The 14,353-nt window shown below is 70.2% G+C and carries 11 protein-coding genes and 1 tRNA gene; 10 read left to right on the top strand and 2 right to left on the bottom strand.

The window, feature by feature from the left end; genetic code table 11:
• Window positions 1-268: 268 nt before the first annotated feature.
• The 9 genes from ACWEQQ_RS32205 (at window position 269) to ACWEQQ_RS32165 (ending at window position 9,922) form a co-directional block, all read left to right on the top strand.
• Window positions 269-1,600 (top strand): hypothetical protein, encoded by a 1,332-nt coding sequence (locus tag ACWEQQ_RS32205; protein WP_452350890.1) that lies wholly within the window; start codon window positions 269-271, stop codon window positions 1,598-1,600.
• Between the two features lie 997 nt (window positions 1,601-2,597).
• Window positions 2,598-3,263: a hypothetical protein gene (locus tag ACWEQQ_RS32200; protein WP_452350889.1), complete on the top strand. Its 666-nt coding sequence runs from the start codon at window positions 2,598-2,600 to the stop codon at window positions 3,261-3,263.
• Window positions 3,264-3,266: 3 nt separating this feature from the next.
• Window positions 3,267-4,244, top strand: coding sequence for a MinD/ParA family ATP-binding protein (locus ACWEQQ_RS32195; RefSeq protein ID WP_452342605.1), 978 nt, complete (start codon window positions 3,267-3,269; stop codon window positions 4,242-4,244).
• A 218-nt stretch (window positions 4,245-4,462) separates the two neighbouring features.
• On the top strand, window positions 4,463-5,107 hold the full coding sequence (locus tag ACWEQQ_RS32190; RefSeq protein WP_452350888.1) for a hypothetical protein: 645 nt from the start codon (window positions 4,463-4,465) through the stop codon (window positions 5,105-5,107).
• 17 nt (window positions 5,108-5,124) lie between these two features.
• Complete coding sequence (locus ACWEQQ_RS32185; protein WP_452350887.1) at window positions 5,125-6,807, top strand: cutinase family protein; 1,683 nt, start codon at window positions 5,125-5,127, stop codon at window positions 6,805-6,807.
• Window positions 6,804-8,000, top strand: a complete 1,197-nt coding sequence (locus ACWEQQ_RS32180) for a hypothetical protein (protein ID WP_452350886.1) — start codon at window positions 6,804-6,806, stop codon at window positions 7,998-8,000. The genes ACWEQQ_RS32185 and ACWEQQ_RS32180 overlap by 4 nt, the downstream gene beginning before the upstream one ends.
• Window positions 8,001-8,149: 149 nt before the next feature.
• Window positions 8,150-8,222: transfer RNA gene (locus tag ACWEQQ_RS32175), tRNA-Gly, on the top strand.
• Between the two features lie 116 nt (window positions 8,223-8,338).
• Window positions 8,339-8,638 carry a hypothetical protein gene (locus tag ACWEQQ_RS32170; RefSeq protein WP_354837076.1) on the top strand — a complete coding sequence of 100 codons (300 nt, stop codon included), beginning with the start codon at window positions 8,339-8,341 and terminating at the stop codon, window positions 8,636-8,638.
• 99 nt (window positions 8,639-8,737) lie between these two features.
• Window positions 8,738-9,922, top strand: a complete 1,185-nt coding sequence (locus ACWEQQ_RS32165; RefSeq protein WP_452350885.1) for a hypothetical protein — start codon at window positions 8,738-8,740, stop codon at window positions 9,920-9,922.
• 375 nt (window positions 9,923-10,297) lie between these two features.
• Here ACWEQQ_RS32165 and rox read toward each other — a convergent pair whose 3' ends face one another.
• Window positions 10,298-11,725 carry a rifampin monooxygenase gene (gene rox, locus ACWEQQ_RS32160; protein ID WP_452350884.1) on the bottom strand — a complete coding sequence of 476 codons (1,428 nt, stop codon included), beginning with the start codon at window positions 11,723-11,725 and terminating at the stop codon, window positions 10,298-10,300.
• Between the two features lie 134 nt (window positions 11,726-11,859).
• A complete protein-coding gene (locus ACWEQQ_RS32155; protein ID WP_452350883.1) occupies window positions 11,860-12,858 on the bottom strand; it encodes a hypothetical protein in 999 nt (332 codons plus the stop codon).
• Window positions 12,859-13,118: 260 nt separating this feature from the next.
• Here ACWEQQ_RS32155 and ACWEQQ_RS32150 point away from each other — a divergent pair, with 260 nt between their 5' ends.
• A complete protein-coding gene (locus ACWEQQ_RS32150) occupies window positions 13,119-14,351 on the top strand; it encodes an MFS transporter (RefSeq protein WP_452350882.1) in 1,233 nt (410 codons plus the stop codon).
• Window positions 14,352-14,353: the final 2 nt, after the last annotated feature.

Here is a 14,353-nt window from a genome sequence, read left to right as displayed (position 1 = left end):
GAGTGCCGGGAGCTGATCCACGAGTGTTGCTCGGCTCGGTTTAACAATTCGTCACTCCTGTAACGGAACCGGTTGTGGGGGCCCACGATCCGGGTAAGATCAGGGCCGCAACATGATCATCGCAGGTGGTGGGGTTCATGATGGATCATCGGGACCTGGTTCCGGTGGGCCACCTGTGTAGTCGGCCAGGGGTGCGGAATGCCATGGCATCCGGGGGATTCGGGCCGTGTGCCCGGTGCTGTCCATTCGGGGAAGGGGAATTGGGGACATGAAGACCACACGAACTTCGATCCTGTTGTCGATGCTGCCCATCGCGCTGGTGGCCGGCCAGGGCGTCGCCGCCGCGGCCCCGGGCCAGCCGGGCCTCGCCGTACCCGGCGACGGGCAACCGGGCCTGAGCACCCAGCCGCAACAGCCGCCCGCGAATTCCTTACCCAGCCCGGCGGATTACATCCCGGATCCGCCCATCGCTCCCCCGAACCGTCCCCGGCCGAAGCAGCAGACAACGCCGCAGCAGGACACCATCATTCAGCCGCAGACCCAGCCACAGGTCCAGCCGACTGAACCACAGGACACCCAGCCTGGTCAGCCCGCCGCGAATGCGCCGGAAGTGATGCCCGCGGACCCGCACAAGCTGCGAGTGGGCACGGGCGGCGTCGAGCTGCCGGACTGGATCGACACCAAAACTCGCGACAAGGCCCAGGCCTATCTCGATATGGCGGAGTGGCAGATCGCGGCCGCCTACGACCGATTGGGTTTCTCGCGCGAGGACTCAGACCGAATGGCCGCCTCCAGCACCATTGGTGCTGTGCTCGGCGCAGGCGGCACCGCAGCAGCGGTACCGATCGCGGCCGTTCCGATCGGTTGCGCGGCAGGTGCCGTAATTGGTGCGGTAGCCGGTGGCGTGATTGGTGGCGTCCCCACAGCCGGGATCGGAGCACCCGCTGGAGCAGTGGTCGGCGGCATCTCGGGATGCGTGATCGGCGGCGGTGCCGCCGCAGTGATCAGCGGCCCCTTCGTCATTGCCGGTGGAGCGTTGGCGGCCCTCGCAGCCGGCGCGCTCAGTGGCGGAGATGCCACCAAACCAGCGCCGGCCCTTCCAACGTCGCTGACCGATACCGCTGCGCAGGTGCCGGTTTCGGATCCGGTGACGGGTTTTCCCGGGGTACGGCCGGTTTCGGCGATCGCCGGATTGCCCGCGCCGATCGCGCAGGTGGCCGCGCCCGTGGTGCAGCAGGTCGCCACGACCGTCGAGCAGCAGGTCATGCCGGTGGCGCAGCAAGTCGCCACCATGGTCGAGCAACAAGTCGTGCCGGTCGCGCAGCAAGTTGCCACCACGGTTGAACAGCAGGTCGCGCCCGTCGCGCAGCAGGTCGCCACCACGGTCGAGCAACAGGTTGCGCCGGTGGTGGAGCAGGCGGCTACCGGGGTCGGGCAGCAGGTGGCCGCGGTGGCGCCGCAGGCCGCGCCCGTGGTCGAGCAGGTGGTGGACGGCGTGAACGCGCAGGTCGACTCGTTCCGCACCGCCGTGGCGCAGATGCCCCCGCTCACCCCCGAAGCCTTCATGGCCGCCCTGCAACCCGCCCCGCCGGGTGCGTGACCGGAACGGCACGGGCAACGCCGTGACTCCAGACACCAACGCCTCCGACTCCACCCCAGGCCACTTACCTCCCGCCACCCCCGACCCCACCTCCGCACCTCCGCATCCCGACCTGACCCGAACCGACCGCGCCCACGACTTCCTCGCCCTCGACCCCGATCCCGCCGTCAAGACATCTGCAACGGCCCGGGCCGAAGGTCACGAGGCCCAGGCCGAAAGCGCCGCGCCCCAAGCCAAGAACGGCGCAGCCCAGACCCAAAGCGGCACACCCCGAGTTGAAAACGGCGCAGCCCGGCCCGATAGCGCCACACCCCGAACCGAAGGCAGCACGGCCCCGGCCAGCAGCGCCACACCCCAGTCCAACGGCACCCCAGCCCAGCCCCAAAGCGGCACCCGCAGGACCGAATACGGCACACCCCGGATCGAAAGTGGCGCAGCCAGGGCCGAAAGCAGTACCACTCCACGCGCAGCCGACGGGGCACACCGAAGACCCGGCACAGCTCAGCGCGAGTCCGTCACAGCGCGCGAACCCGGCACAGCGCAAGAAGAATCCGCCACAGCTCAGCACCGAACCGGCACTGGTGGACGCGAACCCGATACAGGTCGGTGGGAACCCGACAGGGGTCGGCCGGAGCTGGGTGCGGCCGCACGGGTGATCGGCGTCGGGCATTCGGGAGTTGTTTCGGCTGGCGGCGGGGGTGCTCGGGGTACTGCCGGTGGGGTCGACGTGGGCTTGGGCGAGGGTGGCTTGGGCCGGGTTGGGAGCGAAGGTATGGACGGTCGAGGTGGGGCGGGGCGGCATCGGGCGGCGGAGGGTTGGGGAGGGTTCTCGGCGGACCAGGATAGGGGCGCCGGGGATGTGGGCGGAGACGTTGGGGATGCGGGGCCGAGTGCGGGGCGGCCGGTGATGCCGGTGCTGGCTCCCGGCGGTGGGGAGCCGGTGGGGGCGGTGGAGGCGGAGGCGCCGGGGTGGGCCTCGTGGCTGACGGAGGGGGCGATGCCGGCGGCGAGTGAGGCAGGGCGGCAGTCGGTTCGGGCGGACGAGTTGCGGGCCGAGGATCCGATGGCGGCGCTGGTGTCCGAGGCGCGGCGGCGGGCGGAGCAGACGCAGCGGCGGTTGCGGATCCGCAATCGGGCGCTCGCGATTGCCGGAGTTTCGCTGGCGCTGGTGCTGGTGGCGGTGGCCGGGTGGCTGGCGCTCACGCCGGGCGATTCACAGGCGCCGCAGGCGGTTCCGGCGACCAGTGCGGCAGGCCCGAGCACGTCCGGCGGGAATCAGCCGGGGCTGGTCACCTGGTGCCAGGAAGTCAGTACGCCGCAGCGGGTGAGCGGCGACACCGCCGGCGACCTCCTCAGTGGGCCCGGCGTCATCATGCACCTCGAATACGCCTGGTACGTGCTGCGCGACGTGGGCGCGGTGCGCGCCCTGCTCACCCCGGACGCCCGCGTCGCCCCGGAACAGGCCACCCGCGACGCGATTTCGGCCACCCCGGCCGGCACCAAGCACTGCGTCACCATCACCGGCGCGGACGCCGACCGCTGGAACGTCACCGTCGACGAGAAGCACCCGGACGGCACTCAGACCTCCTGGCAGCAGGTCATCACCACCGCCGCCCGTGACGGCCAGGTCCGCATCACCTCCATCGTCGCCGGAAGCCGGTGAGCCATGGTCGACATCGACGACCGGCTCCGCTCCACTCCCCCCGGTCCCCCCGCAACCCCCACACCCGGGCCCGGTCTCGAACAGCCGAACACGAGTGCGGAGGTGGAGGCGCGGCTGGTCGAGGCGGTGCGGGCGAGTGTGGCTGGGGGCGAGGGAGATTCGGGGCTCAGTGAGCTGATGCAGCCCGGGCCCGCGGGTTCGCCCACCGATGGCGTGCCGTTGCGGGGCGGGCAGGGGCGGCTGGTGCGGGCCGCCGTGCCGCCGGTGCTGGTGCTGGGCGGGTCGGGGGCATCGGGGGCCAGTACGACGGCGCTGGGGCTGGCCGCGGCGGCGGCCGTGGACAGTGACGGCGAGGTGTGGCCGGTGGTGGTGGACGCGACGCTCGGGGGCGGGGACGTGGCGCTGCGCGGGTGTGATGCGGCGGCTCCGGTGGGGAGCCTGCAGAAGTGGCTCGGCACACCGTATCCGGGGCTGGCATCGAGCGTGGGGGCGTGCTCGGGGCAGACGTCGACCGGGGTGCGGGTGTTGGGGCGGACGCCGGACCCGTTGCCGCGCAGGGAATCCCTGGTGTCGGTCGCGCGGCATCTCGAAAATGCCGGGCTGCTGGGGGTTTTCGATGCGGGCGCCCCGGTCACCAGCCGGTTGGCGGCCCCGCTGCTGGCGGACCCCCGGGTCGGGCTGGTGATCACCGTGGCCGCACGCCCCGACGCCATCAACCGCCTCCAGCCCGCCCTCACCTGGCTGGACGAGAACTTCAGCGAATTCGTCGTCGGCGATGCGGTCATCGTCCTCACCGAACAGGTACCCGGCTCGGCCGCAGCGGTTCTCGACCATGTACGCACCCACCTCGGCTCCTGGGTCCGTGCCGTGGTCCCGATCCCCTTCGATCTCCACCTCGCCACCGGCGGCCCCATCACCTGGCACCATCTCACCGCACCCACCCGCGACGCCTACCTCACCCTCCTCGGAGCGCTGCGATGACCACGCTCCACGACCCACGCCACGCCTCGCCGTCCCCGGACCCGCACGCCGCCCACACACCGGCACCGCGCGCCACCGACAACTCGGGTCCGGCACCGCACACTGCGCACAGTCCCTTCGATACCGACGAGACGGCCTCTGGTCGGCCCGCTGTGCCGAGCACCGCATGGCAACCACTGGGCGGCGGCGAATGGCGCAGCGGCACAGCATATTCCGACGTGCCTGCACCGACCCCGCCCGCGCCCACGGCTCCTCCCGTGCCGATGTGGCATCGAGCGGTGCCGAATCGGCCGCCGCGGCCGCCACTGGTGTGGCTGGTGGGCGTGCACGGCGGCGCGGGGGTCAGCAGTCTCGCGGCCAGTCTCAGCTGGGCGGGGGACGCGGGGCAGCGGTGGCCCGCGCGGATCGGGCTGGCGGGGGATCTGGATTCGCCGCTGGTGGTGCTCGTCGGGCGCAGTCATCTGCGCGGGGTGAATGCCCTGCATCGGGCGCTGCTGGCACATCAGGCCCGGGCCACGCCCGCCGGCAGTCAGGTGGTCGGCGTGGTGACCGTATCGGATTCGGCTCGGCCGCTGCCGATTCCGGTCGCGCAGCGGCGCGAGGAGATGGAAGGCCTGGCCGTCGCGCTCGGCGCCCGCACCTGGCGGCTGGGCTGGCTCGAACAGTGGCGCGCCCTCGAACCCTACGAAATGGCGGAATGGGATCCCGCCGCCGGTGGCTCACCGGTGGACGACGGGGATCCCACTCGTACTCCCCCGCAACCGGTTCGGCTTCTGGCCGAGCAGATCCTCACCGCGGCGCGCATTGCCGGGGCGCGGATCACCGAACGCGCGCAGCACGGCGCGGAATCAGCCAGTCCATAACCTGAACGAGGTGCGACGTGCATCGAAAACTGCTGCCCAGCGTGGGGTTTCGGAGTTCGGCACTCTTGACCGCGGCCGTCTGCATCGTGGCGACGGCCGCCGTCGGGCCTGCTGTGCTGAGCACGGCGGAAGCCCGGGGCGGGCCGCCAGACACCACGGTCCCCATCGACAAATGCCCGGCGCTGTTCGCGCTCGGCGTCCAGGGCACCGGCGAATCCTCCCCCGACGCCGCCGTCACCACCGACACCGGCATGCTCTCGGAAGTCTTCCGGCCCATGATGGCCGCCGCCACCGACGCCGGTCTGGTGGACCGGGCCTACGTGCCCTATGAGGCGTCCTTCGGCGGCGCGGTGTCGGTGTCCACCACCACCTACAGCCAGTCCGTCACCGGCGGCCTGGACCGGCTGCGGTCCATGGCCAAACAGGTCACCGACCGCTGCCCCAGCACGAAACTCGCCATCGCCGGGTACTCGCAGGGCGCGCATGTGGCCTCGCAGTTCGCGCAGGAGGTCGGCGCGGGCCAGAGCACCGTCCCGGCCGACCGGATCGCGGCCGTCGCGCTGTTCGGCGATCCCAACCGCAATGCCAACGCGCCGCTGTTCCCGGGCAAGCCGGATCAGAAGCTGCCCACCGCCGCACCCGGCACGGACGGCAAATCCGTGGCGGCACTGGGAGATCCGCCCGCCACCAAGACCGCGTCCGGGGCGGGCATCGCCCCCGACAGCGCCACCCTCGAGAACTTCGGCACCCTGGTCGGGCGGGTCGCCGAATTCTGCACCGAGGGCGATCTGGCCTGCGATACCCCGGTGGGCGCGCCGCTGGTGCGGACCGTCGCCAATATCGCTGGGCAGGTGGAGATTTCGGCGGGCGACCCGATCGGCTCGCTGAAATCCATCGCGGAGGCGCTGGCCTACACCTCGATCAAGACCGCCACCTCGGTGGTGAACAACGACGTGTCCGGCAACTCGCTGTCGGATCTGTCGTACCAGCCGCAGAAGTCGATCTCGCAGCGCATCGCCGACGCCTCCAACCCGAACAACCAGGTCGACGTCCCGGGTGCGTTCCAGGCGCTGCTCAAGATCGGCACCATCGCCATCAATTCCATTGTGGCCGTGGTGAAGGACATCCTGACCCCGGCCAATATCACCGAGATCGCCACCGCCGGACTGGCCAACCCCCTCGCCGGGCTCGCGGTGTTCGGGGCCAAACTGGTCGGCGCGGTCACCAACCTGGTGCCGCCCACCACCATCAGCCGGCTCACCACCCAGGCATTCACGGCCGTCACCCAGAACGTCACCGACAACAAGGATCTGCTCGACATCACCACCTGGGTGCGGTACTGGGACACCGCTCAGAAGCACGACTACACCCACGCCCAGGGCGCGGGATTCGGCGAGAGCCCGACCGACTGGGTCGGCCAATGGTTCGCGGCCGTCGCCCATGACCTGTCCGGGGCCGCCACCCCGGGCGCCATTCCGGGGGGCGGCAGCGACAAACCCACGCTGGGAATGGATTTCGCGGGCACCTCGACGACGCCCACCAGCGTCGCACCCAACGGGCAGTTCCCGCTCGGCGGCGGCACCTCCACCGGCACGCCCAGCAGCGGCGTCCCGGTACTGAGCTTCTCCCCCGCCCCGACCACACCCACCACCAGCGGGGCGCCACTGATCCCCGACCTCAGCCCGCGGGCGACGCCATGAGCACCACCGAATCGGAGTCGCGGACAACGGAATCGGAGCCGCCCACCCCGCTGCACCAGGGCGCGCAGGCGTACACGGGCAGCTGGTCGGACTGGATCACCGGTGCGGCCGGGCCGGTGCGCTCCGGATACGGCGAGTACCCCGAGCAGTCCGGCGACCGTAGGGTCAACGCGGCCCGCCGCGAGAACTACGCGGCCGGTCCTGACGAGTACGAAGCCGACGAATTCGACGACGAGTACGACGATTTCGACGACGAGGACGAGTACTACGAGCCGCGATCCGCGGCATCGAATCCCCAGCAGGCGACCGGTTGGGCCGCCGCCGCGCCGGAGTACAGCGGGCCGGGCGCCCGGGCGGCCTCCGGCTCGTCCCACGCCCGGTCGATCGACGACCCGCCGGACACCCGGCAGCCGAACGTGGCCCACGCCCGGCTGGGCCGCGCCCGGGCGGGCGATCCGCCACGGGCGCTCACCGCCTACGACCCCGCCCGGCATGCCGCGGGCGCCGACGGTCCCCCGCCGGGCTACCCGACCGCCCGGCGCCCCTTGAAGCGGGCCGCGCGACCGGCCAGGCAGCGACCGAGATTCGCACTCCCCACGCTGAACGGCGGCCAGTGGGCCGTCCCCCTGCTCGGCCTGCTGGCCGTCCTCGCGGTGACGGCCGCGATCGCGGTCCAGATCGCCAAGGTCACCGGTGGCGACGCGCCCGCGAAGCCCCATGTCGCCACGCCTCAGGCGGCGCCCGCGGCATCCTCGCCCGCCGCGGCCTCTCCCACCGACCAAGCGGCGTCGGGCCTGCCCGCCAATCTCTGCCCCAACGAGGTGAAGGGCGGCAATGTCCGCGGCAACGGGCCCGGCAGTACCAAGTCCGGCCCGGACGCCATTCTCGCGCTGCAGAACCGCTACTACGTCGACCGCTCGGGCAAGGCGGTCCGTGAGATGTTCGCGCCGGACGCACCCACGCCGACCGTCGACCAGATCCAGGCCGGCATCGACAGCATCCCGGTGGGCACCACCTACTGCGTGCAGATCATGCCCGGCCCCTTCGACGGCCAGCACATCATGGTCGTCACCGAACAGCACCCCGACGCCAGCAAACGCACCTGGTCCCCGCAGCTGGTCATCACCACCAAGATCGGAGACGCGACCCTCATCTCCGCCATCGTGCCCATGAACGAGGACACTCCCAAATAGCCGCCGCGCACAACCGGAACACCGCCACCCCGCCCCGGAGGCACGCTGTGGCAACTCGGGGTTTGCCAGGCGTTTTGGAAATGCGGGGCGGGTGGGCTAGTGTTTTCTCTCGCAGCCGGACGGGCCGAAACGGGCCGGATGGAAGCGATGCGGATGTAGCGCAGCTGGTAGCGCATCACCTTGCCAAGGTGAGGGTCGCGGGTTCGAATCCCGTCATCCGCTCAACACAGACAACGAGACGCAGCACCTCAGCCGCGAAAGTTGTTCTTGCGCAGTAGATCCCGAGCACATTCGCAGCCATATCGGCCCGATTTCGCGGTAACCTTGTCAGAGTGACCATGTTGCTCAGCGCCTTCCACGACACTGTGCTTTCCCAACACGCCGTGCTCGCCCAGCTCGGCAATCCCACACCGGAGACACCGCCGGTGGCGGACAAGCTCATGAAGCTCGTCCGGTACTTCACCTGGTTCGTGTTGCTGTCGGGTGTCCTGGGCATCACCTACGCCGGTGGCCGCTTCGCCTGGGAGAAGTGGTCGGGCGGCGGGCTCGCCTCCCCGAAGATGGTGGCCGGAGCGATGATCGGCGGAATCATCGCCACCAGCGCGGGCACCATCATGAATGCCGTCATCGGATCCTGACCGTTCCACGGCGATTCCGGCCGTTCAGCGCGTGGTGCGCCGTGTGTCGGTGGGCACCGTTAGGCTCGTCGAACCGACTGGCGAAGACGGGTAGGGGCCTTGACGACGAGCGATGCACGCACCGCGCGCACCACACCGCGCGACGACCCGGCCGAGGGAGTCGACTTCGGGCTGGAGCACGTCAACGAGGTGCTGGCCGCCATGGCCGGCGATGTGGTGGCCGATCGGCCACGCGATGCCGAGCTGATCACCTGCCGGCTCGGACTGGACGGGGAGGGTCCGGAGACCCTCATGCTGCTGGGCGTGCGATTCGGGGTGTCGCGCGATCGGGCGCGGCAGCTGTACACGCGGGCCGTGGGCACCATGCTGCGGCAGACACTGGCCACCGGGCAGCACGATCTGGGGGTGTTCGCGGAACGGTATCCCGTGGGGTGGGGTGACGAGCGACTGGTGCGGACACTGCTCGCGGAAACCTATGCCACCGACGGCGATATCGCGGCCCAGGACTGGGCATATCTGAAGCTGCGGCTCGCCGGGCACGATCTGCAGGACTCGAAACGACTGGCGGGCTTCGTCTTTCAGCGCATCGCAGGGTGGCAGCAGAAGGGGCGCTGGCATCTGCTGCCCGCGGCGCCATCCGATGACACACCCGACGACATGTGGAATACGTGGCTGCGGCGCGTCGAATGGGGCGACGGCAGTCCCGAGGAACTCCCGGTCCTCCCGGCCGGACGCCTGGACTACGACGATGACGGCCGCGGGCGCATGTACTCCGAAAAGCTCGGCCGTGAAGTCACTTTCGACACCGCCCTGCAGGCGCGCCTGCTCCGCCTGCTGGACGCCAGCCCGCGCGTGGAATCCTTCCGCGAGCTCCCCGCCGCCGTCGGCTACGAACTCGACGGCGCCGACCGCGTCCACTACCCCACCGCCGCAGCGCGATTCACCGATGGCCGCACCGTCCTCATCGACGTGCTCCCCCTCGCCCACACCGCCCTGCACCCCCAGCGCGCCCGCGCGGCAGCCTCCCGTGCCCACGCCTTCTCCCGCGGCTGGGGCTGGCTCACCTGGACCGGCAGCCGCGACGGCATCCCGGAACTGCTGTCGCGCACCGTGCACCCCCACCACGAGTCCACCCTGACCAACCGCCTGTCCACAGGTCCGATGAGCTGGCCCGCCCTCGATGCCTACCGCACCGAGACCGGCATCGACCTCCTCGACCTCGCCGCCCTCGTCCTGCGCCATGACTGGCACTGGCACCGCGCCCCCTTCCGCCTCACCCGCTGACCCTTCCAAGATCAGGGAGCTCTCGGCGAGGAATTTCACCCGATTCCCCACGCTGTGAGCTCCCTGATCTTGAAAACCCTGTGGGACACGCCTGGCCTGCGATACCGACATTGCGAAACGGCAAACGCGTTATACACGCCGAATCAACTTGCGCTGGTAACCAATCCGCGATAGTCGTGTCCGATCAGCCTCTCGCAGTGCCCGATCGGACTATCGAGCGCTGCCGAATCACACTGTCATGGTTGCCATATCGGCACACTGCGTGCCGAATCAACTCGTGGTGGTGCCGAATCAGCATGCGACGCTGCCGAATCAGCTCGGCGCGGTGCTGAACCAGCACTCGACGGTGCGGAATCGACACATGATGGCGCCGAATCAGCGTGTGGCGGTGCCGAACCAGCGGGGCAGGACTTCGAACAGGTCCTCCTGGTCGGAGCCGGACCAGGCGATGTGGCCGTCGGGGCGGAGCAGGAGGGCGGGGGCGGTGAGTTCCTCGCCGACGTCGACCACGTGGTCGACGCGGTCGGACCAGCCCTGGACCGACAGCCGGCCGGTCTGGTCGAGGAGCAGGCCGCGGCCCTGGCGCATGAGCTCGTAGAGGCGGCCGCGCTTCAGGGCCACGTCGCGTTGGCGGCGACCGCGGAGGTCGTCGCCCGGGCCGAAGTCGTAGCGGACGCCGAGGGCGGTGACGCGTTCGATCAGGAACCGGTGGACCGCTTCGAATTCCATCAGTTGGGTGAGCAGGCGGCGCAGGGCCTGGGGGCCGGGTTCGAGGGAGGTGAGTTCGCTCATGGCGCGGGCGGTGTCGAGGACGTCGGCGGCCACCGGGCGGCGTTCGGATTCGTAGGTGTCGAGGAGATCGGCCGGGGCCCAGCCGTTCACGGCCGCGGCGAGCTTCCAGCCCAGGTTGAACGCGTCCTGGACCCCGAGGTTGAGACCCTGACCGCCGTTGGGCGGGTGGATGTGGGCCGCGTCGCCCGCCAGGAAAACGCGGCCCGATCGGTAGGCGTCGGCGAGACGGGTGGCGTCGCCGAAGCGGGAGAGCCAACGGGGTGAGTGGGCGCCGAAATCGGTGCCCGCCACCGCCCGGACCTGACGCTTGAGCTCGTCGAGGGTGGGCGGAACATCGCCGTCCTCGGCCACGCCGTCGGCGGGCGCGCCCAGCCGGTACACGCCATTGCCCAGCGGCATCGCGCCAAAGCGCCGATGGGTCTTGTGCAGTTCGGTGACCAGCGCCATCACCTCCTCCTGCGGTGTGGTCAGCTCCACCTCGCCCATCAGCGTCTCGAGCCGGGCGGGCTCGCCCGGAAACCCGATGCCGAGCAATTTCCGCACCGTGGACCGGCCGCCGTCACAGCCGACCAGGTAGCGCGAGCACAGCCGGGAACCCCCGGCCAGCTCGACCGTCACCCCGTCCGCATCCTGGCTCAGCCCGGCCACCGCACACCCGCGCAGGATCTCCACGCCCAGCTCGACCGCGCGCTCGGCCAGCAGGCGATCCGTGATCGGCTGCAGCAGACCCAGCACGAACGGAAACGTGGTGTCCAAGCGCACCGGCCGTGCGGGCACGATGCCGGCGAAGAACGCGCTCGGATCGTGCTGCTTGCCCAGCGCCAGGAATCGATCCGCCACACCGCGCTGATCCAGCACCTCGACAGTGCGTGCGTGCATCCCCATCGCCCGCACCACCTTGGTCGGTTCCGGGTCCCGATCCAGCACGAGCACCTCCACCCCGTGCAACCGCAACTCCGCGGCCAGCATCAGTCCCGTCGGCCCGGCACCCGCAATGATCACATCGGCCATGAATCGCCATCCTCCTGATTTCCGCAGGTAATCGCCTGTCGGCCGACGATTCTGCGGCACCCCCCGGGCCTTGCCGCAAGCCCCCCACTGCGATATACGTTGAAGGGGGAGGGAGATTCAGGCGCGATTCGCGGCTACTTCAGGACCAGACCCGCGGCGATGAAGGTGATGATCACCATCACCGCGAACCAGGTGATCAGCTGCCAGTGCAGGATCGCGGACTTCTGACTCGCCACCGTGAGCCGCAGCGTGGCGTCGACCCGATTGTGGTCGGCGATCTTGCGGCGGGTCTGGGCCAGATCGTCGGCCTGCTGCTGGGCGGCGATCTCCGCGCGCTCCAAGCGGTGCGTCATGCGCAGCAGCTGCTTGGTCTTGTCGCGGGTGGCCTTGCGGGCCAACGCCAGAGCCGTGCTCTGATTCATGAGTTCCTGGCGCTGCCGTGCGATGACGGCCGCCTGTGTCCGAGTGTGGCGTTCCCAGTCGGTCACTGTCGCCCATCCTCCCGTGTGCTCGTCGCGGCAGCCGAACGCTATCGCCCCCGCCACCCAGCCCGTTACGAATTCACGCAGTTCACAAGCGGATTGGCGAGCCGACACCACACCGCCCGGGCCGGAGGACAGCAGGCCGCCGACCACCCGATACTCGCAGCCCTCGGCAGCGAAGTCGTCGAGGCCGAGCGCGGGCAGCTGCGCGGTCCAGAATCCCGGCGGGCAGATCCACAGCACTTCACCACCACTGCCGGCCCGGAGCTCGGCGGTGATCGCACGGGCGCGCGCCAACTCGGGTGGCGCACTGGACACCTCGATGACGCCACTGCGATCACCTTTGCGCCACAGCACATCCGAGAGCCGCGCACCGACAGCGACATCCAGCTGGACATCCTCGGCGCCGGCCGCCAGCAGCCGGCCGCGCAGCCAGAATTTGAGCCGCTGCACATCCCAGCGGCAGTCCGCGCAGTCGGTTTCCCGGCACCGCTCCCCCGCCACATGGCCACGCCCGTCGACACTGCGGACAGCCGTGTCCGCGTCGCCCCGCACAGACTTCTCCACCGTCTCGCGCACAGACTTGTCGACCGCCGAATCCCCCACGGCCGTCGCAGGATTCGCGCGCGGATCCGGGTCGGCAAGAGCCACCGACCGCTCCCGCGGAACTTCCACTCGCCTCGCGCTCACAAGATCACCCCAGCCACCACACTCACCGGAAGGACCGCTTCCGTCCTATCGGAAACCACCAGCCCGAGCCGTCACTTCCAGAGTGCCGCAGGGCATGCGTCCGAAGACACGAAAGCGACCAGATTCGTTACCCAACCGCGAGCCGCGTGTGATCAAGCGCGCCGCGGATCGTAACCCGTGCCCGGGATGCCGGACCGACCCGCCGCCGCTACTCTTTCGAAATGCCCCCGAGTCAGTCCCCGAAGCCGCAGCTCAGCGCACTCCATCCGACACTGCGCGCGGCGCGCTCCGCGAACTCGGTGGCATTCGCGCTGCAGGGGTTCTTCCTCGCCGTGATTCTCACCGAGCTCCCACAGCTGAAGGACAAATTCACCCTCTCCGACGGACTGATCGTGGCGATCGTCGCGCTCATCTCCCTGCTCGCGGGCGTGGGCAGCATCACCGCCGAGCGGATCGCGCTGCACTGGTCGAGCCGCACCGCACTGCGGATCGGGCTGGCGCTGATCGCGGTCTCCGGTGTGGCGATCGCGCTGTCGCCGAACATCATTGCGGCCTTCGTGGCCCTGGGCGTGTACGGCGTGGCCGTCGGCATCGTGGACGCCGGAACCAATATGCAGGCGGTATTCATTCAACATGGCTATGGCCGATTCATTCTGGTCTCGTTCTACGCGGCCTGGAGTGCGGGATCGATCACCGGCGCGCTGTTCGTCTCGGCGTTCGAGGCGCTGAATGTGCCGCTGCAGGCGTCGATCCTGGTGGCCGCGGCGGTGGTGGCCATCGGCTGCCTGGCCGCGGGACCGCGACTGCTGGGCACCGACGAGGCCGAAGCCGGTCCGGCCGAACACGAACCGGCCGGCGCGGTGCCGATGCGCATCTTCTGGATCTTCGGCGCGGTGATCGCCCTCGCCTTCGCCATCGACCTCGCGGTCGGCAACTGGTCGGCGCTGTACCTGAAGGACGAACTGCTCTCCTCCTCCGCGACCGCCGCGCTGGCGCTGGCCGCCTACCAGGGCGCGTCGCTGCTCGGCCGCCTCACCGGCGACCTGTGGGTACGCCGGTTCGGACCACGCATGGTGGTGCGGGTGGCCGCGGCGGTCGGGTCGGTCGGTCTGGTGATCGTGGTCACCGCCCCGGGACCGGTGGCCGCGATCCTCGGATTCCTGGTCGCCGGAATCGGATTGCCGGTGATCGCGCCCCTGTGCTTCAGCGAGGCCGGCCAGCTCACCAGCGGACGCGAGCTGGATGCGCTCATCGCGCGGCTCAACCTGTTCAACTACGCGGGCACCCTGGTCGGCGGCGCGGTGGTGGGCGCGGTCGCCGACGCCGCCAATCTGCGAGCCGGATTCGCGATTCCGCTCGCCTTCGCGGTGGTGCTGATCGGCTGCGCGCGGGTCTTCCACCGCCGCACCGACGCCACCCCCGCGGCCGCCGAGCCCGCCGCGGAGCCTGCTTGACT

The organism is Nocardia sp. NPDC004123, from assembly GCF_053603795.1.
The sequence above is the reverse complement of the archived record's forward strand: the minus strand, read 5'-3'. Positions and strand labels throughout refer to the sequence as shown.